General features: G+C 58.4%; 21 protein-coding genes and 1 other RNA gene. 8 read left to right on the plus strand and 14 right to left on the minus strand.

What is annotated here, in order from left to right; all coding sequences use genetic code 11:
* Window positions 1-310 precede the first annotated feature (310 nt).
* The 6 genes from gcvP to DCS96_RS06805 form a co-directional block, all read right to left on the minus strand.
* Entirely contained in the window at window positions 311-3,193 is a 2,883-nt protein-coding gene (gene gcvP / locus DCS96_RS06780; protein ID WP_116473548.1) for an aminomethyl-transferring glycine dehydrogenase, read from the minus strand.
* Between the two features lie 223 nt (window positions 3,194-3,416).
* Complete coding sequence (gcvH, locus tag DCS96_RS06785) at window positions 3,417-3,806, minus strand: glycine cleavage system protein GcvH (RefSeq protein WP_116473549.1); 390 nt, start codon at window positions 3,804-3,806, stop codon at window positions 3,417-3,419.
* A gap of 32 nt (window positions 3,807-3,838) precedes the next feature.
* Window positions 3,839-4,942 (minus strand): glycine cleavage system aminomethyltransferase GcvT, encoded by a 1,104-nt coding sequence (gene gcvT, locus DCS96_RS06790; protein WP_116473550.1) that lies wholly within the window; start codon window positions 4,940-4,942, stop codon window positions 3,839-3,841.
* A gap of 320 nt (window positions 4,943-5,262) precedes the next feature.
* Window positions 5,263-6,474 carry an FAD-dependent monooxygenase gene (locus DCS96_RS06795; protein WP_116473551.1) on the minus strand — a complete coding sequence of 404 codons (1,212 nt, stop codon included), beginning with the start codon at window positions 6,472-6,474 and terminating at the stop codon, window positions 5,263-5,265.
* 3 nt (window positions 6,475-6,477) lie between these two features.
* Window positions 6,478-7,668, minus strand: coding sequence for a 2-octaprenyl-6-methoxyphenyl hydroxylase (gene ubiH, locus DCS96_RS06800; protein WP_116473552.1), 1,191 nt, complete (start codon window positions 7,666-7,668; stop codon window positions 6,478-6,480).
* A 26-nt stretch (window positions 7,669-7,694) separates the two neighbouring features.
* Window positions 7,695-8,261, minus strand: coding sequence for a UPF0149 family protein (locus DCS96_RS06805; protein WP_116473553.1), 567 nt, complete (start codon window positions 8,259-8,261; stop codon window positions 7,695-7,697).
* Between the two features lie 154 nt (window positions 8,262-8,415).
* Between DCS96_RS06805 and zapA the strand changes: the two genes are divergently transcribed.
* The 5 genes from zapA to rpiA all read left to right on the plus strand — a co-directional run bounded on the left by zapA (window position 8,416) and on the right by rpiA (window position 10,778).
* Window positions 8,416-8,712, plus strand: coding sequence for a cell division protein ZapA (gene zapA, locus DCS96_RS06810; protein WP_116473554.1), 297 nt, complete (start codon window positions 8,416-8,418; stop codon window positions 8,710-8,712).
* 86 nt (window positions 8,713-8,798) lie between these two features.
* A non-coding RNA gene (ssrS, locus tag DCS96_RS06815) (6S RNA) lies at window positions 8,799-8,981 on the plus strand.
* An 86-nt stretch (window positions 8,982-9,067) separates the two neighbouring features.
* Window positions 9,068-9,301 carry a VF530 family protein gene (locus tag DCS96_RS06820; protein ID WP_116473555.1) on the plus strand — a complete coding sequence of 78 codons (234 nt, stop codon included), beginning with the start codon at window positions 9,068-9,070 and terminating at the stop codon, window positions 9,299-9,301.
* A gap of 34 nt (window positions 9,302-9,335) precedes the next feature.
* On the plus strand, window positions 9,336-9,914 hold the full coding sequence (locus DCS96_RS06825) for a 5-formyltetrahydrofolate cyclo-ligase (RefSeq protein WP_116473556.1): 579 nt from the start codon (window positions 9,336-9,338) through the stop codon (window positions 9,912-9,914).
* A 204-nt stretch (window positions 9,915-10,118) separates the two neighbouring features.
* Entirely contained in the window at window positions 10,119-10,778 is a 660-nt protein-coding gene (gene rpiA / locus DCS96_RS06830) for a ribose-5-phosphate isomerase RpiA (protein WP_116473557.1), read from the plus strand.
* Window positions 10,779-10,829: 51 nt separating this feature from the next.
* On the opposite strand, the gene modC is transcribed toward rpiA, so the two are convergent.
* From modC to modA, 3 genes are read right to left on the minus strand one after another with little or no spacing between them, the layout of a single operon-like run.
* A complete protein-coding gene (gene modC, locus DCS96_RS06835; protein WP_116473558.1) occupies window positions 10,830-11,894 on the minus strand; it encodes a molybdenum ABC transporter ATP-binding protein in 1,065 nt (354 codons plus the stop codon).
* Window positions 11,891-12,574, minus strand: a complete 684-nt coding sequence (gene modB / locus DCS96_RS06840; RefSeq protein ID WP_116473559.1) for a molybdate ABC transporter permease subunit — start codon at window positions 12,572-12,574, stop codon at window positions 11,891-11,893. The genes modC and modB overlap by 4 nt, the downstream gene beginning before the upstream one ends.
* Before the next feature lie 9 nt (window positions 12,575-12,583).
* Complete coding sequence (gene modA / locus DCS96_RS06845; protein WP_116473560.1) at window positions 12,584-13,351, minus strand: molybdate ABC transporter substrate-binding protein; 768 nt, start codon at window positions 13,349-13,351, stop codon at window positions 12,584-12,586.
* A 184-nt stretch (window positions 13,352-13,535) separates the two neighbouring features.
* On the opposite strand from modA, the gene DCS96_RS06850 reads away from it, so the two are divergent.
* Window positions 13,536-14,324 (plus strand): TOBE domain-containing protein, encoded by a 789-nt coding sequence (locus DCS96_RS06850; RefSeq protein ID WP_116473561.1) that lies wholly within the window; start codon window positions 13,536-13,538, stop codon window positions 14,322-14,324.
* A 161-nt stretch (window positions 14,325-14,485) separates the two neighbouring features.
* On the opposite strand, the gene acnA is transcribed toward DCS96_RS06850, so the two are convergent.
* Complete coding sequence (gene acnA / locus DCS96_RS06855; RefSeq protein WP_116473562.1) at window positions 14,486-17,215, minus strand: aconitate hydratase AcnA; 2,730 nt, start codon at window positions 17,213-17,215, stop codon at window positions 14,486-14,488.
* A gap of 341 nt (window positions 17,216-17,556) precedes the next feature.
* Here acnA and rimK point away from each other — a divergent pair, with 341 nt between their 5' ends.
* The gene (gene rimK, locus DCS96_RS06860) at window positions 17,557-18,459 is read left to right on the plus strand and encodes a 30S ribosomal protein S6--L-glutamate ligase (RefSeq protein ID WP_116473563.1); all 903 of its coding nucleotides are present in this window, start codon (window positions 17,557-17,559) and stop codon (window positions 18,457-18,459) included.
* Window positions 18,459-19,481, plus strand: coding sequence for a succinylglutamate desuccinylase/aspartoacylase family protein (locus DCS96_RS06865; RefSeq protein ID WP_116473564.1), 1,023 nt, complete (start codon window positions 18,459-18,461; stop codon window positions 19,479-19,481). Before rimK ends, DCS96_RS06865 begins: the two co-directional genes overlap by 1 nt.
* Before the next feature lie 52 nt (window positions 19,482-19,533).
* Here DCS96_RS06865 and serA read toward each other — a convergent pair whose 3' ends face one another.
* The 4 genes from serA to DCS96_RS06885 all read right to left on the minus strand — a co-directional run bounded on the left by serA (window position 19,534) and on the right by DCS96_RS06885 (window position 25,969).
* The gene (serA, locus tag DCS96_RS06870; protein WP_116473565.1) at window positions 19,534-20,763 is read right to left on the minus strand and encodes a phosphoglycerate dehydrogenase; all 1,230 of its coding nucleotides are present in this window, start codon (window positions 20,761-20,763) and stop codon (window positions 19,534-19,536) included.
* 148 nt (window positions 20,764-20,911) lie between these two features.
* Complete coding sequence (locus DCS96_RS06875) at window positions 20,912-21,607, minus strand: SIMPL domain-containing protein (protein ID WP_116474554.1); 696 nt, start codon at window positions 21,605-21,607, stop codon at window positions 20,912-20,914.
* A gap of 43 nt (window positions 21,608-21,650) precedes the next feature.
* Window positions 21,651-22,145: a hypothetical protein gene (locus tag DCS96_RS06880; RefSeq protein ID WP_116473566.1), complete on the minus strand. Its 495-nt coding sequence runs from the start codon at window positions 22,143-22,145 to the stop codon at window positions 21,651-21,653.
* Window positions 22,146-22,192: 47 nt separating this feature from the next.
* Window positions 22,193-25,969, minus strand: coding sequence for a retention module-containing protein (locus DCS96_RS06885; RefSeq protein ID WP_116473567.1), 3,777 nt, complete (start codon window positions 25,967-25,969; stop codon window positions 22,193-22,195).
* Window positions 25,970-26,083: the final 114 nt, after the last annotated feature.

The following is a 26,083-nucleotide window of genomic DNA, read 5'->3' on the forward strand; positions in this document are numbered from 1 at the left end:
TGTCTTTGCGACAGTGATGATTGATTTTTAGGCTATTTTCACAAAAAAGCCCTAAAGTTACCGAAAAGCAATTGGGCAATGGTTGGTCGGTGAGTAGGTCATATCCAAAAAGGAAAGTTAACCCATAACCCAGTTAGTTCTTCTCCATAGATAAATTACGAAAATATAATGGGTTGGGCATTACATTGTCTTATCGGCGTTATTTGAGAAAATACCATCTGTCATTTGCAACTGGCTCATTATAAAAAAGCCCCGCTGCTCAGCGGGGCTTTTTATTTACTTACTCAACTCAGGGTCTGTAATAGTCCGCTTACTCGCCGTAGGCTTCGGTCGGCAGGCAGCTACAGAACAGGTTGCGGTCGCCGAACACATCGTCGATACGGTTGACGGTGGGCCAGAACTTGGAACGACGCACGTCGGCGGAGGGGAATACCGCCAGCTCGCGGCTGTAGGCACGGTTCCACTCGGCATCCATCACGTCATCCTGGGTATGCGGGGCATTGACCAGGGGGTTGTCTTCCAGGGTCCAGGTGCCGTTTTCCACCTGACGGATTTCTTCACGGATCTGCTTCATGGCGAAGATGAAACGGTCGATCTCGGCCTTGGACTCGGATTCGGTCGGTTCGATCATCAGGGTGCCGGCTACCGGGAAGCTCATGGTCGGCGCATGGAAACCGAAGTCATTCAGGCGCTTGGCCACGTCCATTTCGCTGATGCCACAGGCCTCTTTCAGCGGGCGCAGATCCACGATGCACTCGTGGGCCACCCGATCGTTACGGCCGGTGTAGAGCACGGAGTAGTCTTCGGCCAGGCTCTTCATCAGGTAGTTGGCATTGAGAATGGCCAGCTGGGTAGAGCGCTTCAGACCTTCGTCGCCCAGCAGGGCGATATACATCCAGCTGATCGGCAGTATGCTGGCCGAACCGAACGGGGCGGCAGACACGGCGCCGTTGTCACGGCTGTCCTTATCGGTTTTTACCACCGCATGACCGGCCACGAACGGCGCCAGGTGCGCCTTCACGCCGATGGGGCCCATGCCGGGGCCGCCGCCGCCGTGCGGGATGGCGAAGGTCTTGTGCAGGTTCAGGTGCGAGACATCGCCGCCGATAAAGCCGGGCGAGGTAATTCCCACCTGGGCGTTCATGTTGGCGCCGTCCATATACACCTGGCCGCCGTAGCTGTGGATCACCTCGCAGATTTCGCGGATGCTCTCTTCGTATACGCCGTGGGTAGACGGATAAGTGGCCATGATGCAAGACAGGTTCTCGCCCGCTTCCGCCGCCTTGGCCTTGAGATCGGCCATGTCGACGTTACCTTTCTTGTCGCAGGCCACCACGATCACCTTCATGTTGGCCATCTGGGCAGAGGCCGGGTTGGTGCCGTGGGCGGAGCTCGGGATCAGGCAGATGTCACGATGGCCTTCACCACGGGACTCGTGGTATTTCTTGATGGCCAGCAGGCCGGCGTACTCGCCCTGGGCGCCCGAGTTGGGCTGGATGCAAATGGCATCGTAACCGGTGACCTTCACCAGCCAGTCTTCCAGCTCGGCAATGATCTGCTGATAACCCTGGGTCTGATCCAACGGCGCAAAGGGGTGGATCTGGGCCAGCTCGGGCCAGCTCACCGGCACCATCTCGGCGGTGGCGTTGAGCTTCATGGTACAGGAGCCCAGGGAGATCATGCCGTAGTTGAGCGCCAGATCCTTCATTTCCAGCTTGTGGATATAACGCAGCATCTCGGTTTCGGAGTGATACTTGTTGAACACTTCGTGAGTCAGGATGGCGTTGTCGCGCTGCAGTTCGGCCGGGATCGAGCCGGTGCCGGCAGCGGCCTTGGTGTCCAGGGCCTCTACGTCCAGGCCGTGGCTTTCACCCAGGAAGATATCGAACAGCTCGGCCACGTCACCGCGGGTGGTGGTTTCCGACAAAGACACGCCCAAGGCACCGTCCAGATCGGTACGCAGGTTCACGCCTTTGGCCAGGGCACGCTTGATGATGGCGTCCTTGTCTGCAGTAACCACGGTCAGGGTGTCGAACCAGGTGTCGTGCTTGAGCTGCACACCCTTGGCCTTGAGGCCCAGCGCCAGGATATCGGTCAGCCGGTGTACGCGGTTGGCGATGCGCTTGAGGCCTTCCGGGCCATGGTAGACCGCGAAGAAGCTGGACATGTTGGCCAGCAGCACCTGAGCGGTACAGATGTTGGAGTTGGCCTTTTCGCGGCGGATATGCTGCTCGCGGGTCTGCATCGCCATGCGCAGCGCCGGCTTGCCACGGGTGTCTTTAGACACGCCGATGATCCGGCCCGGCAGGGAGCGCTTGTGGGCGTCGCGGGTGGCGAAGAAGGCGGCGTGCGGGCCACCGTAACCCATGGGTACGCCAAAGCGCTGGGCGTTGCCCAGTACCACGTCGGCGCCCAGGGCGCCCGGGGCTTTCAGCAGCACCAGGGAGAGGATGTCGGCAGCCACACAGGCGATGCCCTTCTGGCCCTGAACCTTCTCGATCAGGCCCTTGATGTCACGGATCTGGCCGGTGGTGGACGGGTACTGGAACAGGGCACCGAACACCTGGTGCTCAACCACGGCCTCGGCCGGGGCAACCACAATCTCGAAACCGTAGTGCACGGCGCGCTCCTTGACCACGTCGATGGTCTGGGGGTGCACGTCATCGCCGATAAAGAAGATATTGGCTTTCTTGTTCTTGCTGACCCGCTTGGCCAGGGACATGGCCTCGGCGGCGGCGGTGGCTTCGTCCAGCAGCGAGGCGCTGGCCAAGTCCAGGCCAGTCAGATCCTGAGTCAGTTGCTGGAAATTGAGCAGTGCTTCCAGGCGACCCTGGGCAATCTCCGGCTGATAAGGCGTATAGGCGGTATACCAGCCCGGATTTTCCAGCACGTTGCGCTGAATAACCAGGGGCACATGGGTATTGTGATAGCCCATGCCGATATAGCTCTTGTTGACCTTATTTTGCTGGGCCAGGGATTTCAGGTAGGCCAGGGCCTCAACTTCGGTGCGGCTGGCACCGATGCCCAGCGGCTGGTCGTTGAGGATGTTGGCGGGCACGGTCTGGTGGATCAGGTCATCCAGCGACTCGGCGCCGACCACGGCCAGCATCTCGGCCACGTCCTGGTCGGTCGGGCCGATATGGCGACCGATAAAGGCATTATTCTGCTCAAGTTCAAACAAAGACTGGGTCATATTCTTAACTTCCTTAACAGGCCAGCAGCCTGGAGCCATACAGACTACCGGCCCTGGGGGATTCATTTACCGGCAAGGTCTGACATTGGATTATTGCACGTCGGTCAAGGGGCCTGCTTCGCCCACATGCCGTGGCCGAAGCGGTCCCCTTACCGTCCATCCGGCAACGGATGCTGCCCGGATGAATCAACATCAACAAAGCCCCCTGTTCGGGGGCTTGTGCTTATTCTTCGTCGATGCTGTTTTCGTAGCCTTCGGCATTCAGCAGCTCGTCCAGCTCGGACGCGTCGGCCAGCTTGATGCGGAACAACCAGCCGTCACCGAACGGATCTGAGTTGACCAGCTCGGGGCTGTCTTCCAGCGCGTCGTTCACGGCAAGGATTTCGCCGCTCACCGGGGAGTAGATATCGGAAGCAGCCTTAACGGACTCGGCCACGGCGCAATCTTCGCCGGCATCAACGGTACGGCCCACTTCAGGCAGCTCAACGAACACCATGTCACCCAACAGGTCCTGAGCATGCTCGGTAATACCGATCACCGCTTCGCCGTTCTCTTCAACCCGCACCCACTCGTGAGACTGGGCATATTTCAATTCGCTGGGGATATTGCTCATTTCGTTGTTCCTCTTAATTCTTAAACTGGTTCTTAAAATTCGGCGACTGCTTTACCGAACCGGACAAATGAGGGCTTGACCACAGAAACCGGCAGCCATTTTTTACGCAATTCGACTTCCGCATTGGCACCTATACCGCGGGGAACCCGCGCCAGGGCAATGCTGTGTCCCAGTGTAGGCGAGAAGGTGCCGGAAGTAATAACACCAAGTTGCTCATTACCCTGTTCATCGGTAAAACGCACCTGGGTGCCGGCGCGCAGCACGCCTTTTTCTTTCATTACCAGGCCAACCAGTTTGGGCTGACTGCCTTCGGCTTTCTGGGCTTCGAGCACGCTGCGACCGATAAAGTCACGCTCGGCCGGCTCCCAGGCGATAGTCCAGGCCATGTTGGCGGCCAGCGGGGACACGGTTTCGTCCATGTCCTGGCCATAGAGGTTCATACCCGCTTCCAGGCGCAGGGTATCCCGGGCACCCAGGCCACAGGGACGCACGCCCGCGGCCAGCAGGGCATTCCACAGCTCGGCGGCGGCGCTGGCAGGAACCACAATCTCGTAGCCGTCTTCACCGGTGTAACCGGTAGAGGCGATAAACAGCTCGCCCGACTGCACGCCGAAGAAGGGTTTCATCCCCTCGACCGCGGCATTCTGCTCAGCGGTGAATACTTGGGCGGCCTTGGCCTTGGCGTTGGGGCCCTGTACCGCGATCATCGCCAGCTCGGGACGCTCGGTGAGGGTGACATCAAAGCCCTGCGCCTGCTTGTTCATCCAGGCCAGATCCTTGTCACGGGTAGCGGAGTTGACGATCATGCGATAGTTGTCGTCAGAGAAGAAATAGGTGATCAGATCATCGATGACGCCGCCCTGCTCGTTGAGCATGCCGCTATAGATGGCCTTGCCGGGCTGGGTCAGGCGAGCCACGTCGTTGGCGAGCAGTCGTTGCAGGAAGGCCTTGGCCTGGCCGCCCTTGACGTCGACGATGGTCATGTGGGAGACGTCGAACATGCCGGCATCCTGACGGACGGCATGGTGTTCCTCAAGCTGGGAACCATAGTTGATGGGCATATCCCAACCGTGAAAATCCACCATCTTGGCACCGGCTTCCAGGTGCTGGGGATGCAAAACTGTTTGCTGAGTCATGGCTCTATCCTTTTCTTCAGGCCTGGCCTGTAAGCGATAATCCGATATTGCCCCTTGATTATACTCAAGCGGGCCGCCGATAGAACCGGAACGCACTCAAAAAAAACTAATCATTAGCCGAAGGTTAAAATAATGTGACCAATAAAACAACAGAGTCTTAAACCACAAAATAAAGAATATGAAGATTAAAAATCCAAATAGACCTATAAGTCCAGCTATAGAGCAAAACAAATTATATAAAAATGGACAAAACGCAGATTAGTTCACGGATGCACAGCCTGGAAAAGGCCAAGATAAACTAATCAAAAAACATCATCGGATTAGTTTTTTTCAGGCTGACACAGCCCGGGTAGCTGTCCGCTTGTACCCAGGGCATGCTCGGCAAAGACACGTTTAACCTGCGGCAAACTGTTGGTGATGCCCAGGCCCAGGCCGCGGATCACCGGCGCCAGGGGCAGGCGCACTCCGAACAGCCGCTTTAACGCTTCCATGGCCGCCAGCAGGGTCGCGGCCTCTGCCTTACGCCAACGTTCAAAGCGTTTCAGCTGATCATACTGGCCGATATCCCCCCCTTTCGCCTGGGTCTTGCCCAGGGTTTCCGCCAGGGCGGCCGCATCCAGCAGGCCCAGGTTCACTCCCTGTCCCGCCAGGGGATGCACGGTATGGGCCGCATCGCCGACCAGCGCCCAGCGGGGACCACAAAATTGCTTGCTGTAGCGGGCCCGCAGCGGGATGCTCTGCCGCGGCCCCAGTACCCGGCACAAGCCCATACGCAGATCAAAGGCGTGAGACAGCGCCTTGTTGAAGGCGGCGTCATCCATCCGGGTGAGCTCCTCGGCCCGCTCCGGCGGACAGGACCAAACGATGGAACATTGGTGGGCATCGGCCAGCGGCAGGAAGGCCAGGATTTCCTGACCTCGGAAGATTTGTCGGGCGGTCTGATCATGGGGCTCGGCGGTGTTGATGGTGGCCACCAGGGCGGCATGATCATAATCCCACTCCACCAGCCCGGGGTTCAGCTGTTCACGCACCGATGAGCGGGCGCCGTCGGCCCCCACCAGCAGGCGTCCGGTAATGGGAGTACCGTCTTCCAGCAGCACAAATACCCCCTGCTCGCCCGCCGCCATCTTGCTGGCCCGGGCAGGCATGTGCAGCCGGATGTGGCCGCTGGCCCGGGCTGCCGCCAGCAGAGACTGTTGCAGCAGGTTGTTTTCAACGATATGGCCCAGCCTGGGTTGCTGTACCTCCTGGGCGGAGAAATGAATGCGTCCGAAACTGTCCGCTTCCCAGACTTCCATTTCGCTGTAAGGGCCGAGCCGTTCACCCTGCCCGGGCCAGGCGCCCAGCCGCTCAAGCAGGGTCTGGGAAGCCAGGTTAATGGCGCTGACCCGATTGTCGGGGATCTCGGGCACATGGCCATCCGGCATCTGACCTTCAATCACCGCCGCCGTCAGCCCGGTGTCCTTCAGGGCCAGGGCCAGGGTCAACCCCACCAGCCCGCCGCCGATAATAATCACATCTACTGCTTGCATGAATTACCTCTTGCCCATGGCGCGCCACGCCAGCTTGTCTTTCCAGGAGCGGATGCCGGCCATGGCCATCAGCCCCAGGTTACGACCGGCCACCAGCGGCCAGTGATTGTTGGAGAACATCAGTGCCAGCCCCGTGGTCAGTCGGGTGGTCGTGGCTTGATCCGCCTGTCGCTTGGCACCATAGCCGCTGAGCACCGGATAGCTGCCGATATCCTGCCCCTGTGCCAGGGCGCATTGAATACTGTCGACCAGATCCGCTACATCCCGCAGGCCAAGGTTGAAACCCTGGCCGGCGATGGGGTGCAACAGGTGGGCCGCATTGCCCACCAGAACACACCTGTGATGCCAGGGCTTAAGCAACTGGTCCAACGCCAGGGGATAGAGGTGCCGTTGCCCAACCCGCTTGAGACGCCCCAGCCGGTAACCAAAGAGCTGCTGCAACCGGTCCAGGAAGGCGTCATCCGGCAGTTGCATGATGGCTGCGGCATGCTCCGGGTGGGCACACCACACCAGGGAGCTACGCCCGCCGGACATGGGCAGCAGCGCCACCGGCCCCTGCTCGGTAAAGCGTTCAAAGGCGCGGCCTTCCGGCATGACGCCGGTTTCAATATTGGCAATAACCGCACTCTGGCCGTAATCCAGCCGCTCACTTTGCAACCCCAGTCGCCGTCGGACGGGCGACTGAACCCCGTCGGCCGCCACCAGCAGCTCGCCAGACAGCGAACGGCCATCGCTCAATACCAGCCTGACCTGCTGTGGCTGCTGTTCCAGCTGGTCGATCTGGGCGGGGCAATAGAGATGAATATTGGCCATGTCGCTCATGGCCTGATAAAGCACGGCTCCGACCGGCTGCAGCTCAACCACATAGCCCAGCGCCGGCAACCGGTATTCTGCGGCCTGCATCTGTAGCTGACCGAAATGGCCCCGATCCGAGACATGGATATGGGTAATGGGAGTGGCAAGCTCCGCTAGCCGGGACCAGAGTCCCAGGCTTTCGAGCAGTTCCCGGCTATGCCAGGCCAGGGCGATACTCCGGGCATCAAAGCCCGGGTGCGCCGCCAAATCGGGGGGAGCCGCTTCTATCACGGCGATTTGCAACGGCCGGCCATCAAGCCGGTGGAGCCTGGCCAGGCTTAAGGCCAGCACGGCACCGGCCATGCCGGCACCATTGATAACCACATCATATTGAGACATAGGCAAGCGGAATACCGGGATCTAACTTAGTGCAGGGTCGGGCGCTTGGGAACCGGCTGGCCCTTGCCGAACTCTTCGAAGGCCAGGGTGACCCCCAGTTTGAGATGCTCGTACAAAACCACGAAGGCAGCTTCGTTTTCTTCGTCTTCCTGATCGAACTCGGAAGACAGCTGGGTGATCCCGCTGATGTCCTGGATCATTTCCCGCAGTTCGGCGGATGCCTTGTTCAGCTCCTGCTGCACCACACCGAAACCGGCCAGGAAGGCGCCCGCCCATTCAATCAGGGCATCGATACGCTCATCCAGGGGGGTGTCGTCCTGGGGCAGTAACAGCTCAAACTGGCCCTGGCTCAGCAGATCATCATAGATACGGTAAAACAGCATGTTGACCGCTTTTTTCAGTTCCGCCGGCAGGCCGAAGTCGTCGTTGAGCAGGGCATTGAAGTGTTGCTGCCAGCGCACATCGTCCTTGGCCATGCCACCGCTGATCAAACCGCAGAGGACGCCGTGCACCTCGGCGGGGGTGATGACCATGTTGTGCTGCTCCAGCAACTCGGAGAATGCATCGTAATCAAGTCGGGCCTTGTCGTTCATTATTTACTCGAATATGCAGAATACTGTCCAGAATATCGCTGATCCTAGCACCGCAACCCCCGCCAAACCAGTACAACCCCTTGAAACTTCTAATAGGCCCCTATATAGTCGCCAGAACTTTTTCGCCCCATCGTGCACGCCACCTGAGGAACACATGACCAGAGCGGCAATCGACATCGTTATTCTCGGGCGCCCCTACAAGGTAGCCTGTCCTCCAGGACAAGAAGCGGCATTACAGCGGGCGGCAGATATGCTCAACGAGCGCATCAATACCATGAAAAAAGGCGGCAAGTCTTCCGCCAACGAGCAGATGGCGATTATGGTGGCGCTGAACGTTTGCCACGAGCTGGAGCTTGAAAAGGACAAGAATCATCAATATGCTGATGCCATGGATAAGCGCATCAAGATGCTGCAGCAGACCATAGAATCAGCCTTGGCCAGCGCCAACTGAATTTGCCGGAATTTTTGATGTTAACGCTACACCCCGGGCACCATTTTAGTTAGACTGCCCGGGTAGAAAATTTAAAACCGTTTTTGCTTTCCCTGGGGTGTTCGTCAGTAAGGTGGCGTCCCTGAGCCGATATCAACAGCACAGGAAAGCCGCGTTATTAACTATTGAGCATGCTCGGCCCGACCGAGACGCCTGCGGTTGATACCGGATTTCCGCCTTGAACCAACGGGTTCAAGGACTAACACCTGCAACGGCATCCTGGGGACCCCTACTCATCTATTTATCCTGTCAAATACCCCTGTTATCGCTACCGCAAGGCGGTACAATTGTGCCAAACAATGACTCAGGAATCAGGATGCCTCAATCTCAGCCCAATAATCCCCTGCATGGCATTACCCTCGAAGCCCTGCTCACCGAGCTGGTACAGCGTTATGGCTGGCCAGAGCTGGCGCGCCGGGTCAATATCAATTGCTTCAAGTCAGATCCCAGCATCAAGTCCAGCCTGAAATTTCTGCGCCGCACCCCCTGGGCCCGCAAAGAGGTGGAAGAGCTCTACCTGCGGCTCAAGAACAGCCCCTGGAACCGCTGACCCTATCCTGACCCAATTTACGAGAGCCCGACGGATGACCGACAGACTTACACTTCGCCGACATATTCGCCACTGCCGTAATCAGCTGTCCGCGCAGCAACAAACCGACGCCGCCCGGGCCGTGATCGACCATGTCAGCCGGGCCGATCACCTCGGTTCGGCCCGCACCGTGGCCCTGTACCTGTCCAACGACGGCGAGCTGGATCCTCACCCGCTGATCGAATGGTACTGGTCCCGGGGGGCCCGGGTATATCTGCCGGTGCTGCATCCCTTCAGCCCGGGCCATTTGCTGTTTCTGCATTACACCCCGGACACCTCCCTGCAGGCCAACCGCTTCGGCATTCCCGAACCCAGGCTCGACTCACGGCTGATCCTGCCCAAGTCTGAGCTGGAGCTGATCTTCACCCCCCTGGTGGCGTTCGATGCCAAAGGCAACCGTATGGGCATGGGCGGCGGTTTCTACGACAGAACCCTGGCCGGCTGGCATAACGAACCAGGACCTCGCCCGGTGGGGCTGGCCCATAACTGCCAGCAGGTAGACAGCATCCCGGTAGACAGCTGGGATGTCCCCCTACCCGAGCTGATCACGCCGGAGCAACACTGGCGCTGGTAGCCGTTTCCTGAAAAGCTGATCACCTCTCCCGTGGGAGGCGCGACCCCGCGGCGATATGGCCGCCAGGCCATCTGGCATCCTCACCTGCCATCAAGCTCACAACAGCGCGGTCGCCGCCCCCGGCAACCCCAAAGGCGCAGGCAAAAGCCGCATGCAAGGTGACAGGCCTTTGTTATAATGCCGGCAATTTTGCAGGAGACAGTCATGACACAAGACGAAATGAAAAAAGCGGCCGGCTGGGCCGCGCTGGATTACGTGACCCCGAATACCATTGTCGGTGTCGGTACCGGCTCAACCGTGAACCACTTTATCGATGCCCTGGGCACCATCAAGGATCAGATCAAAGGGGCGGTATCCAGCTCCGAGGCCTCCACCGCTCGCCTGCAGGCGCTGGAGATTCCGGTATTCGATCTCAATGATATCGATGCACTGGCGGTGTATGTGGATGGTGCCGACGAGATTGACGGCAACATGGCAATGATCAAGGGGGGCGGCGCAGCCCTGACCCGGGAAAAAATCGTCGCGGCGGTGGCCGAGCGGTTTGTATGTATCGTCGACGGCTCGAAAACCGTGAGCGTGCTGGGCGCCTTCCCGTTACCGGTCGAGGTGATCCCCATGGCACGGGCCTATGTCGCCCGGGAGCTGGCCAAACTGGGCGGCCGCCCCGTCTACCGGGAAGGCGTGGTCACCGACAACGGTAACCATATCCTGGATGTACACGGCCTCGAGATAACCGAGCCCAAAGCGCTGGAAACCCGCATCAATGCCATCGTCGGCGTGGTCACCAGCGGCCTGTTCGCCCACCGCGGCGCCGATGTGCTGCTGATTGGCTCGCCTAGCGGCGTGGTCCGCCAGGGCGTTTAAGCTTAACCATGCTGACCGGCCGGGACCTGTCCCGGCTTTTTTGTGGCTGTTTCAGGTCAGCAGGGCCACCGCCTTGATCAACGCATAGACCTGCTTCCCCTCCGTCAACGAAAGCTGTTGCGCCGAATAGGCAGAAATTTCCGCCAGCAGCGGCTGACCGTCGCCGAGCGTGCCCGCCACCAGTACCCTGCCCTCCCGAGCCGGGTACACCCGGGTCAGGGTCATGGCCAACTGGTTTAGAATGGAGACATCGGGCAGAGGATGCAGCGACAGGCTCACATCCGAGGCCAGGATCCGCAGTCGGGCCCGGGTAACGGGCGAGCGTACGGGCTTTATCAGCCACAGACAGAGACCATTGAAGGTAAAGGGGGTCCGGCCATCGGCCAGGCTTTCACCCACCTGCCCCTCGACAATACTGACCGCCCCCTCCTCCATAAACAGCGGGGAGTCCGGCCGGGACAGGGCCTGCTTCAGGCTGTCGATACGGCGAATATGGCCGTCCTCCATAAAGACAACCCGATCGGCCAGCCGCTCCACCTCCTCCGGCGCATGGGTCACATAGAAGATGGGTACCCGGGCGCGGGCCGCGAGCCCTTCGAGCAGCGGCAGTATCTCCCGCTTGGCCTGGCGATCCAGGGCGGAAAGCGGCTCATCCAGCAGCAGCAACCTCGGGCTGGTCAATAACGCCCGGCCGATGGCCACCCGCTGTCGCTGGCCACCGGACAATTCGGTCGCCCTGTGTTTCAGCAAGGGAGCCAGCCCCAACCAGTCGATCACCTCCGCCTGGGACACCTTGCGGGCGGCGGGTGGCAGCCGTTTCCAGCCGTATTCCAGATTGCCCCGGACCGACAGATGTGTGAACAGGCTGGCCTCCTGGAAGACATACCCAAGCTCCCTTTGGTAAGTCGGCATAAAGTAGTTGCCATCCTGCCAGCACTGCTCTCCCAGGTGGAGTCGGCCCCGGCACCGTTCCAGCCCGGCCATGGCCCGCAACAGCGTGGTTTTGCCGCACCCGGAAGGCCCAAACAGGGCCGTCACCCCCTCGAGCGGCAGTGCCATGTCGACGTCCAGCGTGAAATTGCGACGCTGCAGATGAAAAGCGGCCCGTATGTTCATGGATGTACCACCGAGAAACGCCGATTCAGTACGTAGACCAGCATCAAAATGCTGAAGGACAGCGCCAGCAACATGCCCGACAGCAGGTGGGCCTCGGCATATTGCAGGGTTTCCACATGGTCATAGATGGCAATCGAGATGACCTGGGTCAGCCCGGGAATATTGCCCCCGATCATCAGCACCACGCCGAACTCCCCCAGGGTATGGGCAAAGCCCAGCACGATGGCGGTCAGGAAACCATTGCGGGCGAGCGGCACGACCACGGTAAAGAAACAGTCCAGCCTGGAGGCGCGCAGGGTAGCCGCGACCTCCAGCGGCCGCTGCCCGATGGCGCTAAAGGCCCCCTGCAGCGGCTGCACCACAAACGGCAGTGAATAGCATGCCGAGCCGATCACCAGGCCGGTAAAGGTAAAGGCCAGGGAACCGCCCCCCAGGGTACGGGACAGGGCACCCAGCGGACCATCCGGCCCCAGTGCCAGCAGCAGGTAGAAACCCAGAACGGTCGGCGGCAGCACCAGGGGCAAGGCCACCATGGCCTCGATCACAGTCTTGAAACGGCAGCGACTCTGGCTCAGCCACCACGCCAGCGGAGTGCCCAGCACCAGCAACACCAGTACCGTCACGCCGGCCAGCCGCAGGGTCAGCCACAGCGCCGCCATGTCCTGGGGAGAAACCGCCATGCGTCCCCCTTACTCGTGCCGGGAAAGCAAGGCACGCTCACCGGCCACGCCATAGCCGTAGGATTCAATCACGGCGATGGCATCCGGGCTGCGCACATACTCGAGCAGGGCTCGGGCCGCTGCGGTATCCTGCAAGAGTACCGCCTGCTGGACGATGGGCGAATAGAAGTCATCGGGCACCTGCCAATAGGAGCCGTCACTGAACTCCCCATCCCGGTATACCTGGGCCTTGGCCACAAAGCCGAGCTGGGCATTGCGGCTGTAGACATACTGATAGGCCTGGCCGATATTCTCGCCGCGCACCATCCGGCCCTGCAGCCCGTCCCACAGCCCGAGTTTTTCCAGCACCTCCCGGGCCGCCCGCCCATAGGGAGCGGTCGCCGGGTTGGCGATGGACAGGAAGCGAAACGGCTGTTCTTTCAGCACCGACTGGGTGTCGTCGATATAGCCGTTATCCGGGCTCCACAGCACCAGTTTGCCCAGGGCATAGGTAAAACGGCTGCCGGGCACGGCGATGCCCTCCTGCTCCAGCAGCTGGGGGCGCTGTTCATCGGCGGCGAAGAACAGCGCAAAAGGCGCTTCATTCTTGATTTGCGCATACAGCTTGCCGGTCGCCCCCGAAGACAGGAGCACCCTGTGACCGCTTTGCTGCTCGAAGTCGGTGGCCAGTTGCTTCATCACCTCGATAAAGTTGGTCGCTACCGCCACCCTGAGTTCATCCGCCGCCAACGGTGTGGTGCAACCCAACAGACAGCCCAGCAGAAATAATTTCTTCATATGAATACTCGTCCTTAAGGCTTATATATTTAATTACATAACGATAACGACAGCGACTGCCCCTCAGTCATCCTGATACCCTACCGTTATATACAAAAGAACACAACGGTTGATGGCGGCCTCCTTATTTGTACTGGCCGCCCACTCACGCCACAATAGGCGCTGTTTCTTAGAGGACCTTCCGATGGATCTGGACATACTGCTCAGCCTCAACCGCCGGGACACCTTGTTCATCAACCCCAAGCGTATCCGCCTGCTTCGACATATCCATGAACAGGGGTCGATAAGCCAGGGCGCCCGGGGAGCGGGTATCAGCTATAAATCCGCCTGGGATGCGATAAAAGCCATGAACGAGCTGGCCGAGCAAGCTGTGGTGAGCAGCGAAACCGGCGGCAAGGGCGGCGGCGGCGCCGTGCTAACCCCCTACGGCCTGCGCCTGCTCAAGATATATGATTTGCTTGGGCAGATTGAACGCATGGCGGTTACCGCCCTGCAAGATGATGATGCCTCCCTCGACAGCCTGCTGGCGGTGGTGGCCCGTTTTTCGCTGCAGACCAGTGCCCGCAACCAGTTTTTTACCCGGGTAGTCAGCCTGGACCCCATCGATATCAGTCGCAAGGTCACCCTGAGCATGACCGGGAATATTCCCCTCTATGCGGACATTACCGAGTCCAGTTGCCGCCGGCTGAAACTGGCGCCGGGCAAGGAAGTGCTGGCCTTGATCAAGGCGCCCTGGATAGGGCTCGGAGAGCGACCTATTGCGCCCACCGCCGGGGACAATCAGCTGGCGGGGACCATCACCGACATCATCCCGGGCGAGGAGTTTGACGAATACCTGTTGCGCCTGGAGCAGGGAGAAAGCCTCTGTGCCCTGCTGACCAAGGAGACCAGCGCCGGGCTGCACCTCAAGCGAGGCGATCGGGCCTGGGCCCGATTCGCCCCTTCCCAGGTGATACTGGCTACCCTGAACTGAGAAACAGCGGTCAGCTGTCAGTCATCAGACAGAACAACCAACGGATCTCGTTGGTTGTTCTGCAAAGATCGGACGAAGGCCTGCGCCTGATAACGGCCGTCAACCAAAGTCCGCTAATACTCGGGGGGCTGCGGCCTGTTTCTCAAGGCTGTTTGCCTGCTTTAATCCAGCATGCCCCGGATCACATAGTGCAATATACCGCCGTGCCGGTAATAGGTCAGCTCGTTGCCGGTGTCGATGCGACAGCGGGCCTGGATGGACTGTTTTTGACCATCGCCCCCGGTGATCTGTACCGCCAGCAGCTTGCCCGGCTCAAGCTCGTCCAGGCCGCTAACGCTGATCAGCTCGTCCCCCCTCAGCCCCAGGCTGCCGGCATTGTCGCCGTTGGTAAACTCCAGCGGTACCACACCCATGCCGATCAGGTTAGATCTGTGAATCCGTTCGAAGGACTCGGCCAGCACGGCACGCACCCCCAGCAGCCGGGTACCCTTCGCTGCCCAGTCGCGGCTGGATCCGGTGCCATATTCCTTGCCGGCCACCACCACCAGGGGTACCCCTTCCTGCTCATAGCGCATGGCAGCGTCATAGATGGACAGCTGCTCACCGGAGGGAAAATGGCGGGTCTCCCCTCCCTCCACGCCATCCAGCATCAAGTTACGGATGCGGATATTGGCGAAGGTACCGCGCATCATCACCTCATGGTTGCCACGACGGGACCCGTAGGAATTGAAATCCCTGACCGCCACCCCCAATGACTGCAGATAACTGCCGGCCGGGCTGTTGGCATTGATATTGCCGGCCGGGGAAATATGATCGGTGGTAACCGAATCCCCCAGCAAGGCCAGCAGGCGGGCATCCTCGATGTCCGCTATCGCCTCGGGCTGTTTGCCCATCTTGCTGAAAAAAGGCGGATGCCGGATGTAGCTGGAGTCCGGCTGCCAGTCATAGGTGCTGGACGAGGGCACCCTGATACCCCGCCAGCGATCGTCGCCGTCGAAGATGGCGGCATATTCCTTGCTGAACATCTCGCTTTGTACCTGGGCCACCGCCCGGTTGATCTCGGCCTGGCCCGGCCAGATATCCTTCAGGTAGACAGGCTTGCCCTGCTTGTCCATGCCCAGGGGATCCCGGGTCAGGTCCACACGCATGTTACCCGCCAGGGCATAAGCCACCACCAATGGCGGTGACGCCAACCAGTTGGTTTGTACCAGTGGGTGGATGCGTCCCTCGAAATTGCGGTTGCCCGACAACACGGCGGCGACCCTCACCTGCTCTTCATTGATGGCCGCCTCTATCGGTGCGGGCAGCGGCCCCGAGTTGCCGATACAGGTGGTGCAACCATAACCGACCAGGTAGAACCCCAATTGCTCCAGGTAGGGCATGAAGCCGGCCTTGGTCAAATAATCGGTGACCACCTTGGAACCGGGTGCCAGCGAACTCTTGACCCAAGGCGCCCGGGTCAGTCCTTTTTCCACCGCCGCCTTGGCCAGCAGGCCCGCAGCCATCAACACACTGGGATTGGAGGTATTGGTGCAGGAGGTAATGGCGGCGATCACCACAGCCCCCTCCTCCAGATGATGATGCTCGCCATCCAGCTCGAAACGCACTCCCTTGACCGCATCCTCAGCACCGACAGCGGTCTGGCATCCCTCCTCGTCAAGGTGCTCTTCCTGCAGCTGATCCGGCTGCTTGCCGTCCTGGCTTATGGCCAGCTCGAAGGCGGCGGGCACCCCATCCAGGGCTACCTTGTCCTGAGGCCGCTTGGGCCCCGCCAGACAGGCGACCACCTCATCCATATCGAGCTCGAGGGTGTCGGTAAAGACCGGCTCATCGCCTGGATTACGCCACAGTCCCTGGGTCTTGGCATAGGCTTCCACCAGCGCCAGCTGTTGCGGATCGCGGCCGGTGAGCGCCATATAGCGCAGGGTTTCCTCATCTATCGGGAAAAAACCACAAGTGGCGCCATATTCCGGAGCCATATTGGCGATGGTGGCCCGATCCGCCAGCGGCAGATCGGCCAGGGCGTCACCGTAGAATTCCACGAACTTACCCACCACCCCTTGCTCACGCAGCATCTGCACCACTGTCAATACCAGATCGGTGGCGGTAATCCCTTCCCGCAGCTTGCCGGTCAGTTTAAAGCCCACCACCTCGGGGATCAGCATGGACACCGGCTGGCCGAGCATGGCCGCCTCCGCCTCTATGCCGCCGACCCCCCAGCCGAGTACGCCCAGGGCGTTGATCATAGTGGTGTGGGAGTCGGTGCCCACCAGGGTATCGGGACAGGCGATGGTGACGCCATCCTGCTGCTGCCGCCAGACGGCCTGACCCAGGTATTCCAGGTTAACCTGGTGGCAGATACCGGTGCCCGGCGGCACCACCCGGAAATTGGCAAAGGTTTGCTGGCCCCAGCGCAGGAAGGCGTATCGCTCCTGGTTCCGGGCCATCTCCATATCCACATTGGTGGCAAAGGCCGCTTTACTGGCAAAGGCGTCTACCATCACCGAGTGGTCGATAACCAGATCCACCGCCGACAAGGGGTTGACCCGCTCCACCTCTCCCCCCAAGCGCTTGACCGCCTCACGCATGGCGGCCAAGTCCACTACCGCCGGCACACCGGTAAAGTCCTGCATCAGCACCCGTACCGGACGGAAGGCAATTTCCCGATCTGTCCGTCCGGCCTTCAGCCAGTCACTCATGGCCTGGATATCAGCCATCACCACGCTGTCGTTATCCAGGTTGCGCAGCAGATTTTCGGTCAATACCTTGAGGGATTTGGGCAGCCGGCTCAGCGCCTGCTGGTCGGGTAATTGTTGCAGGCTGAAATAGCGATACTGCTGGTCGCCGACGATAAGGGTATCAGTGAAGGTGCTCTTGGCTGGGGAAGACATGGGATTCCTCCTGATCGTGGATCATTGAGCTTACAGGCAAGCCAGCGGCTCGTTGCAAGCCCCGAGATCAATTATTTAGGCATAGATATGCACACAAAGAAAGCTATCGGCTAAACATTATCCATATGGTTAACGGCCTTTCCGGAATACTGATAAGAATAACGCCGACCATGACCTGACGAATGATGGCCTTGCACTACGCTTAGGAATAACGGATTAATTTTTTTAGCTTCACGGCGGGTTTTTCTCGTTGGTGAAACGACGCTATTTCCAGTAGATAGTGTGCCTTTTCACAGATATAGCCTGCACAGGCCGATAATTCAGAGAGCCGAACCAAGACCATGAAAATTGCCATTCTCTCCCGCAACGCATCCCTCTATTCCACCCGCCGCCTGAAAGAAGCTGCCGAACAGCGCGGTCATGAGGTCAAGATACTGGATGTACTGAAATGCTACATGAACATCAACGCCGACAGGCCGTCTATCCACTACCAGGGTCAGGAACTGGAGCAGTTCGATGCGGTCATTCCCCGTATCGGCGCCTCCGTCACCTTTTACGGCTGCTCGGTGCTACGCCAGCTGGAAATGATGGGCTGTTACACCTTCAACCCCTCCGCCGCCATCACCCGGGCCCGGGATAAACTACGCTCCCTGCAGCTGCTGTCCGGCAAGGGGGTGGGCATGCCGATCACCGGTTTTGCCTGTAAGCCAGGTGATGTACCGGATCTGATCGATATGGTGGGGGGAGCCCCGCTGGTGATTAAATTGCTGGAAGGCACCCAGGGCATCGGCGTGGTGCTCGCCGAAACACGCAAGGCGGCGGAAAGCGTGCTCGAAGCCTTTATGGGCCTGAAAGCCAATATCATGGTGCAGGAATTTATCGAAGAGGCCAAGGGCGCCGATATCCGCTGTTTCGTGATCGGTGACAAGGTGATTGCCGCCATGAAACGACAGGCTAAGGAAGGCGAATTCCGCTCCAACCTGCATCGGGGAGGCAAGGCCCAGCTGATCCGCATCAGCCCGGAAGAACGCAAAACGGCCGTCGCCTCGGCCAAGGCCATGGGCCTGCATGTGGCCGGCGTCGACCTGCTGCGTTCCGAACGGGGCCCCCTGGTCATGGAGGTCAACTCCTCACCGGGTCTCGCGGGCATTGAACTGGCGACCGGCAAGGATGTGGCCGATATGCTGATCCAGTACATCGAAAACAATCACCACAAGAAGATCCAGACCCGGGAGCGGGGCTGATGGTGCAACAGGCTTTCGAGATTGCCAATACCCTTACTCCCCCGGGGTCGCGGCAGATCATGCAGCTAGCCCTGGCACAGCTGTACACCCAGTCCCCCCTGACGGTGCCGCTGGAAGTGGTCCACGGCAAGCAGCCGGGGCCCGTACTGTTGATCTGTGCCGCCATTCACGGCGACGAGCTCAACGGCATCGAAGTGGTCAACCAGCTGCTGGCCAGGATCAACCCGGCACGGCTGCGGGGAACCGTGGTGGCCGTACCGGTGGTCAATGTCTTCGGCTTTATCCATAAGTCCCGCTATCTGCCGGACCGGCGTGATCTCAACCGTTGCTTTCCCGGTTCGGAAAAAGGCTCATTAGGCTCCAGGGTTGCCCATTTCTTTATCGATGAGGTGGTCAGCAAGTGCACCCATATCATCGATCTGCACACCGGGGCCATCCACAGGGCCAACCTGCCCCAGATAAGGGCCAAGCTGGACTGTACCGTCACCCGCCAGATGGCCGAGGCATTTGGTGCCCCCGTGATACTCGATGCCAGCATACGCGACGGCTCGCTCCGGGCTGTCGCCGAGACCCGGGGACAGCCGGTCATCCTCTATGAAGCCGGAGAAGCACTGCGTTTTGATCCCTTGGCCATCAAGGGTGGCGTAAGGGGGATCCTCAATGTGATGCGCCGCCTGGAAATGCTCAAGGGACAGGCCGGCAAGGTTCACTCAATGCCCATGATAGCCAAGTCCAGCAGCTGGATCCGGGCCGAACAGGATGGCCTGCTACAGCTGAAAACCAGGCTGGGAGAGAGGGTAGCGAAAGGACAGTGCCTGGGCACCATCAATGCGCCCTTGGGGGTGGCCCATTGTGACGTGATCGCCCCCAAGGCGGGCATAGTGATCGGCTGCCTGACCATGCCGCTGGTGAACGAAGGCGACGCCGTGGTCCATATCGCCACCTTTGAGGAGGTAAAACAGGCGGAGCTGAGTGTCGAGCGTTTTGTCGACGAGTTGGATATTCATCCGGAGACAATTTAAAAAGGGGGCTGACGCCCCCTCTCGTTATCCTCACCCTGTGCAATCACACCGCTCAGTGCAGGATCCGGGCCCGAATGGTGCCGCTAATGGCCTTCAGCTTGGCCAGGGCCTGTTCGCTTTGTGCCGTTTCAACGTCGATCACCACATAGCCGATCTTGGCTGTGGTTTGCAGGTACTGGGCGGCAATATTGATATCGTCGCTGGCAAAAGCCTGGGCTATCTGGCTCAGCACACCCGGCTTGTTGTGGTGGATGTGCAGCAGGCGGCTGGTGCCGGAATGCTCGGGCAGCGATACTTCGGGGAAGTTGACCGCCGACAGGGTAGAGCCATTGTCGGAGTACTTGATCAACTTGCCGGCCACCTCGTAACCGATGTTCTCCTGGGCTTCCTGAGTCGAGCCACCGATATGGGGAGTCAGGATCACATTGTCGAACTCGCGCAACGGAGACACAAACTCTTCATCGTTGGACTTGGGCTCAACCGGGAACACATCGATGGCGGCACCGGCGATATGCTTGCTGGCCAGGGTCTCAACCAATGCATCAATGTCGATCACGGTTCCACGAGAGGCGTTAATCAGGATGGACCCCTGCTTCATCATGGCCAGTTCGGCGGCACCAAACATGTTCTTGGTCTGCGGAGTCTCGGGCACGTGCAGGGATACCACATCAGACATGTTCAACAATTCTTCCAGGCTGGCCACCTGGGTAGCATTACCCAGGGACAGCTTGTTCTCGATATCGTAATAGAACACCTGCATGCCGATGCCTTCGGCGATAATGCCCAGCTGGGTACCGATATGGCCGTAACCGATAATACCCAGCCGCTTGCCACGGGCCTCGAAAGAGTGGGTGGCGGTTTTTTGCCAGATGCCGCGATGGGCCAGGGCATTACGCTCGGGAATACCACGCAGCAGCAACAGCAGCTGACCCAGTACCAACTCCGCTACACTGCGGGTGTTGGAGAAGGGCGCGTTAAACACAGGAATACCACGTATTTCGGCGGCTTCAAGGTCTACCTGGTTAGTACCTATGCAAAAACATCCTATGGCGACCAATTTATCGGCAACATCCAGCACGGAATCGGTCAACTGAGTACGGGAGCGGATACCCACAAAGTGCACGTCCTTGATGCGCTCCTTCAGATCCGCATCACTCAGCGATGTTTTTACATAGTCGATATTGCTGTAACCAGCCTGCTTGAAAGACTCAACTGTTCCTGGGTGAACGCCTTCCAGCAGTAAAACCTTGATTTTATCCTTTTCTAAAGAATAACTAGCCATTACCTGATCCTTTATGACAACTGCGAGATTAGATATAAAGTATCAAAAACGGCGGCTTTAGGAAATTTTTGTGACTAAACTCAAGTTTTTTTAAGTTATAAATTTTTTTTTAATGCCTGCCGCTGGCGACAGGCTGGTAACAAGCGGCTTAGTTGAGCTGGAAAACCACCTGAACATTGTCCTTGAAAAGGATTTCATTCTGCACATAACCCGCATCGGCACTGTCTGCCATCGCCATCTTGGCTACCCCGTAATGTCGTGGCACTGAAGGAGATGAATTTGTATATTCAATGGCATAGATATCCCCCAGCCCATGATCAAATCCCGCCGCCAATTCGGCGGCGACGGCTTTCGCATCTTCCATCGCCGCCGCCCGGGCCTGCTGCTGATAAGCCTCGGCATCCCGGGCGCCATAGGTTATCTGCTGAATATTCTGTACTCCATGCTCCAGTACCTGGTCCAGAACCTGACTTAAAAGCTCCAACTGGTACAACCGGATAGTGATATTGCGCTCAGCCAGATACCCCTTTAGCTCGGGTTTTCCTTCCCTGGGGTAATGGTAATCCGGACGGGTCATCAGGTTTCCTCCGTCCACATCTTCCTTTTTTACGCCGAGCGCGCTCAAGCTGCTGAACAGGGCGGCGACCTTGGTATCCACCTCTTCTTTCGCCTTACCACTGTCTTCTTTCACGGCGGTAACCGCTACCGACAGGGTGGCCATATCGGGCGCAACCTTGATTTCCGCCTCGCCCTGGGTCACCAAATGGGGCACATCCGGCACACTGATGGCAAAGCTGGCAGTACTGAATAACAGGGGGAGAAGGGCTAGTTTGAATGAACGCATGTTGTTTCCCGTGATAATGAAGACCTGAAAGGCACCAATAGCTTCATTCATAATGGGAATAAAAGTCCAGCCAGCTGATGACATCATTGATCACTTCATCCCCCAAAGGGAGCGGCTCGGGGGCATCGCCCAACAAGGCCAGCAGCGGCTTTTCTTCCCCTAATAAATCGTCCAGGGGATCCGTTACTACCACGTCAAGAACTGACTCTATGTTCAAATTATCCTGTTCAAACAGGCCGGCAGGATCATTGAGTATGTCATGGGCCAAGACAGCGCTCTCCAGGGCAATCGGGTCCCCGTGATCGTCAATCAACCGAATATCGTCAGGCCCCGGTTCACCACTGTAGGACCAGCTCTGACGTTCAAAATCAATCGAAAACAGCCCGGACAAGTCGCCTTCTTCATCGAGGATCTCGACTTGCTCCAGCTGAGAGCCAGCCAGCCGCCAATCACGCCCTGGACCGGCCTGCACCAAAATATCCTGGCCATCCCAGCGATAATTTATCCCCTGAAGCTCTACCATAGTGACCCTGGCCATATTCACTGCTCCAAAGCAAGCAAGGCAGCCATCAGGCTGCCTCAGGCTTATTTATCGATGATCAATGACTGATCTTCCTGCATCAATTGCAGCAAGTGCGCGCTGTCACTCGCTCCGTACTGACTCAGCAAGTCCACCCCCTGCAGCTGTATCTGCTGCAGTTGTCCCCCGTCTCCGCCGGGAGACACGGTGAACAGGGTATCATTGCCACTCTTGGTAACGCTGAGATAATCGGTAATGACTCCGTTTTGTTCGCCGCTCAGGAGATCGCGCAGATCCAGGGTATCTATGCCTTTTTCAAAGTCACTGATGATATTGAGGGAGCCGGCATCAGGCTGATTGAAGACAAAGACGTCGGCTCCTTCATCACCGGTCAGGATGTTATTACCCAACCCGCCAATAAGGATGTCGTCGCCCCCCTCTCCCTTCAAGGTATCATCGTCATCGCCCCCCACCAGCACATCGTTTTCACCGGCGCCAATCAGGGTATCATTGCCCCCCAGCCCCTGGATGTAGGCCTTGTTGCCGCCCGATGCATGGAGTATTTCACCGTCGGCAGTGCCGGTCAGGTGCTGGGTATCGCCATCGATAACGATGCTGAACTGGTGAGAGGCGCTGTCGTTGTCACTGTCTACCGTGGTGACACTGAATGCCAGCAGCTGATCTTCCGGCAATATGCTGACCGAGGTGTCGGTGCCGAACAAGCGAACATCATCTCCCTCGATATGGTTTATCTGAACGGCATAGAAGCCGTCTACGTTCTGGATGGTACTGGCATCAATGGTAATGGAGCCAAAGCCTCCCGCCGCTTCATTCACCGTCTGCTGGAAGTCGTACAGCACGTCACCATTGGCGGCGAGCAGCAGGAACTGCATGGTGGCGCTACTGGTGCTACCACCGAATTTAAAGGTCAGGGTCAGCTTGTCCACTTCCTTCTTCACGGTGGGATGGGTGCTGGTATTGGCATCCTTGTCGCCCTGGAAAAACTCGAGCTTTAAGGTCTCTCCCTTGTCGAACAGGTTGCTGCCCACCCCGATGCCCTGCTGGCTGGGATTGATAGCAGCACTACCGCTGAAACGAATATCGGTGGTCAGCTCCGCCTTTAATATCTGCTCTGCCCATAGTTCGTCAAAATTACCGGGCAAACGCTTGTCGAAGGACAATGATTCTGTCATCACGGGATTGGGGGTTATCAGGTTGAACTCATAGCTGCCGTCGACATGCATATCCAGGGTAAAGAAAATGGGCTCCTGGGCCGAGACCTTACCGTCACCGTTGCTGTCGACATAGGCAGTCAGTCGCTCTCCCAAATACTGGCCGTCGTTAAACAGATCCTGCCTTTCCAGGATAACGCCATCCAGGCCGGTCAGCAGTGACAGGTTGATACCCGCATCAATATCATTCATGTCGATCAACAGGCCATCCGCGCCGGCACTGTAATCCCAGTGCCCCGGGTAGGTGGCCGCCGCGTTGGCCACACTCAGGTTGTCGACCTCATGGATGATGGTAATGTCATCGACAATGTTGATATCCAGCACGGCAGTGTCTTTGGCCCCTTGGGTATCATTGATAAACACCAGGAATTGTTCTACCAAGGTGTCTCGACCCGCCTCCTGGTGTAGCTGAGTGCTGTCTTTCAGCGTATAGCTGTAGCTGAAGGTCCGGTTCTGAGCATCGTACCCGGTAATCACCAACAGCCGTCCGGCATCGTCGACGATGACCACCTTGCCATCGGCGTCTCCCTGATAGACACCGTTATCCAGTACCTTGACACCACCTACAATCAGATCCTTGACGGTCCCCTCCGCCTCGAAGCTGAATGTACCGCTTTTAACCAGTTGGTCTGGCTGAGGATCCGAACCCAGGGGCAAGTGCTGTTCATCAAGGGTCAGCTCGCCGCCTTCCACATCCAGCCCCAGCAATTTAATCTTGGTATCATTATCCTGGACTGTAATGGACAGCTTGGCACTGCTGGTATCACCGTCATTATCCGCCATGGTGTAAGTGAAGGTTTCGGTGGTGTCTTTATTGACATTGCCCGGGCCGTTGTAGGTGAAGTCGCCGTTGCGTGCCATGGTCAGGGTGCTGCCCTGCTCGGTAATGATCTCGACTGTTCCCGATTCGGGAACGGCGTAGGTCACGAGGAAAGTACCATCCCCCTGATCCTCGATGGTGACGCCGTCCTGCCCCTCATAGGGGGTGGCATCGGACACCAGGATAGAGACCGACAGCACCCCCTCGAAGCCATCTGCACCGGACACATCATTGGCCAGTACGTTACCACTCAGTTGGGTCGTCGGCACCGTATCCTGCAGGGCATCATCCAGCTCGAAGGGATCATCGATAATGAGTGTGGTATCGCCCTTGTTACCGACCTTATCCAGCTCGGCCACCGCGGATTCGGGAATACTGATACCGACGGCGATAACATCGATACCGTTGGCATCGACAAAAACCTGCCAGCCGGCCGGCGCCGTGCCGGCGTTGGGGTAGCCGTCGGACAGGAAATACACCTTGTGCTCATAATCTGGCAGGCTGACCAGCTGTGCGTCCAGAATGGCCTGAGCATCGTCCAGGGGGTCGCTATAATTGGTCGTGCCGCCGGCGGTCAACGACTCTATATGGGCTATGGCCTCCTCAACCGTCATGTTCGTCGCCGTGTTTTTCACCGAGCCGCCAAAATCAATCACGGTGATGTTCAGCTCAGATGTAATTCCCTGATAGCTGTTGATCAGGTTGATCAGGGCTGCCTTGGCCAGCTCGAGTCGGTTCGGTGAACCATCTACGCCGGTTTCCCCCGGCACACCCGGGCCATCGATGATCCAGCCCATACTGCCCGAAGTGTCGATCACCAGGACCAGATTGCACTTGTCCAGTCCGGTTTCGTTGACCTGGAAGCTGTCATCGTTGGCAATGGGGCCATCGTCCAGCACATTAACGGTAAAGCCCGCCAAGGCCTGATCACCATCATCGTCCGTGACCCGCACCTCGAACAGATCCTTGAGGATATCGTCTTCGGCCACTTTATCGATACCGGGATGATCGGCCGGTCCATTCAACGTATAGCTCCATTGATAGACCCCCTCGACCAGGGTTACCTCCAGGGTGCCGTACTGACCTGCGATCTGTCCTCCTCCGGTCACATCGACCCAGTCGCCATTTGCCAGCCTGACTTCGAGTTTTGCCAGCTTATCCGTGCCGGTATCAATATCAAAGTGGCCGGTCGCCGTCTCATTGTCACTGACGGCATTGCTCCCCCCGACGTCCAGGGCACTTTCCTCGACAAAGGTGCCGCCGTCGGGCAGTTGAGGTTGATCATCGGACGGAGTTGGGGGAGGATCGAAAATGATCACCAGCTCCGGAATTGAATCGGTTTCTTCTGGCTGGATCAGATCTATATTTTCGAATGAAATAGGATTGAAATTGGTATCAAAGCCGGCCACCGGCTGGGTAAAGCCACCGATCCGGTCAACCGCAATAAAACCGCCATTACCACTGCCCTGCCCGACGGCACCATCGGCTCCCTGGCCGGCAGCGGGCGCGGCAAACAGCTCGGTTGGGTCGAATCCGGCGAGTATCGCTGCCTGCAACTCACTGATCTCGCCAAACGGAGTCGAAGTATCCGCTATGGCGGGAGCCTCCTCGACCCCATCTGCAACAGGGATATAATTGATCTGGGCATTGGTGTCGACCAGCAGCACAGTACCCGCCGGCAATATCTGTCCTACCTTGACCGGTTGCTGAGTACCGTCTTGCAACACAATATAGGCAGCACCCTCCAGGCTGGAGATCCGCACCGGGGCATTAATAGTAATGGTTTCCATGGCATTCCCCTTCGCCTTTACAGTTCCTTTTACTAAAGCTTAGGGGGGAGGTGTCAAATCATCATGCACAAAAAATAGGCGCCAGCCGGTTGTTAAACAGACGGTTTAACCTAA

This window comes from Zobellella maritima (genome assembly GCF_003075035.1).
GTDB classification, from domain to species: Bacteria; Pseudomonadota; Gammaproteobacteria; order Enterobacterales; family Aeromonadaceae; genus Oceanimonas; species Oceanimonas maritima.

What these genes read in the sequence shown, in the direction of transcription:
- DCS96_RS06820 (WP_116473555.1), top strand. Translation starts at nt 9,068, where the DNA reads ATGCCTCAATCTCAGCCCAATAATCCCCTGCATGGCATTACCCTCGAA.
- modC (WP_116473558.1), bottom strand. Translation starts at nt 11,894, where the DNA reads ATGAACATACGGGCCGCTTTTCATCTGCAGCGTCGCAATTTCACGCTG.
- DCS96_RS06850 (WP_116473561.1), top strand. Translation starts at nt 13,536, where the DNA reads ATGGATCTGGACATACTGCTCAGCCTCAACCGCCGGGACACCTTGTTC.
- gcvP (WP_116473548.1), bottom strand. Translation starts at nt 3,193, where the DNA reads ATGACCCAGTCTTTGTTTGAACTTGAGCAGAATAATGCCTTTATCGGT.
- DCS96_RS06865 (WP_116473564.1), top strand. Translation starts at nt 18,459, where the DNA reads ATGGTGCAACAGGCTTTCGAGATTGCCAATACCCTTACTCCCCCGGGG.
- DCS96_RS06880 (WP_116473566.1), bottom strand. Translation starts at nt 22,145, where the DNA reads ATGGCCAGGGTCACTATGGTAGAGCTTCAGGGGATAAATTATCGCTGG.
- DCS96_RS06885 (WP_116473567.1), bottom strand. Translation starts at nt 25,969, where the DNA reads ATGGAAACCATTACTATTAATGCCCCGGTGCGGATCTCCAGCCTGGAG.
- gcvT (WP_116473550.1), bottom strand. Translation starts at nt 4,942, where the DNA reads ATGACTCAGCAAACAGTTTTGCATCCCCAGCACCTGGAAGCCGGTGCC.
- serA (WP_116473565.1), bottom strand. Translation starts at nt 20,763, where the DNA reads ATGGCTAGTTATTCTTTAGAAAAGGATAAAATCAAGGTTTTACTGCTG.
- ubiH (WP_116473552.1), bottom strand. Translation starts at nt 7,668, where the DNA reads ATGTCTCAATATGATGTGGTTATCAATGGTGCCGGCATGGCCGGTGCC.
- rimK (WP_116473563.1), top strand. Translation starts at nt 17,557, where the DNA reads ATGAAAATTGCCATTCTCTCCCGCAACGCATCCCTCTATTCCACCCGC.
- DCS96_RS06875 (WP_116474554.1), bottom strand. Translation starts at nt 21,607, where the DNA reads ATGCGTTCATTCAAACTAGCCCTTCTCCCCCTGTTATTCAGTACTGCC.
- zapA (WP_116473554.1), top strand. Translation starts at nt 8,416, where the DNA reads ATGACCAGAGCGGCAATCGACATCGTTATTCTCGGGCGCCCCTACAAG.
- modB (WP_116473559.1), bottom strand. Translation starts at nt 12,574, where the DNA reads ATGGCGGTTTCTCCCCAGGACATGGCGGCGCTGTGGCTGACCCTGCGG.
- modA (WP_116473560.1), bottom strand. Translation starts at nt 13,351, where the DNA reads ATGAAGAAATTATTTCTGCTGGGCTGTCTGTTGGGTTGCACCACACCG.
- acnA (WP_116473562.1), bottom strand. Translation starts at nt 17,215, where the DNA reads ATGTCTTCCCCAGCCAAGAGCACCTTCACTGATACCCTTATCGTCGGC.
- DCS96_RS06825 (WP_116473556.1), top strand. Translation starts at nt 9,336, where the DNA reads ATGACCGACAGACTTACACTTCGCCGACATATTCGCCACTGCCGTAAT.
- gcvH (WP_116473549.1), bottom strand. Translation starts at nt 3,806, where the DNA reads ATGAGCAATATCCCCAGCGAATTGAAATATGCCCAGTCTCACGAGTGG.
- DCS96_RS06795 (WP_116473551.1), bottom strand. Translation starts at nt 6,474, where the DNA reads ATGCAAGCAGTAGATGTGATTATTATCGGCGGCGGGCTGGTGGGGTTG.
- DCS96_RS06805 (WP_116473553.1), bottom strand. Translation starts at nt 8,261, where the DNA reads ATGAACGACAAGGCCCGACTTGATTACGATGCATTCTCCGAGTTGCTG.
- rpiA (WP_116473557.1), top strand. Translation starts at nt 10,119, where the DNA reads ATGACACAAGACGAAATGAAAAAAGCGGCCGGCTGGGCCGCGCTGGAT.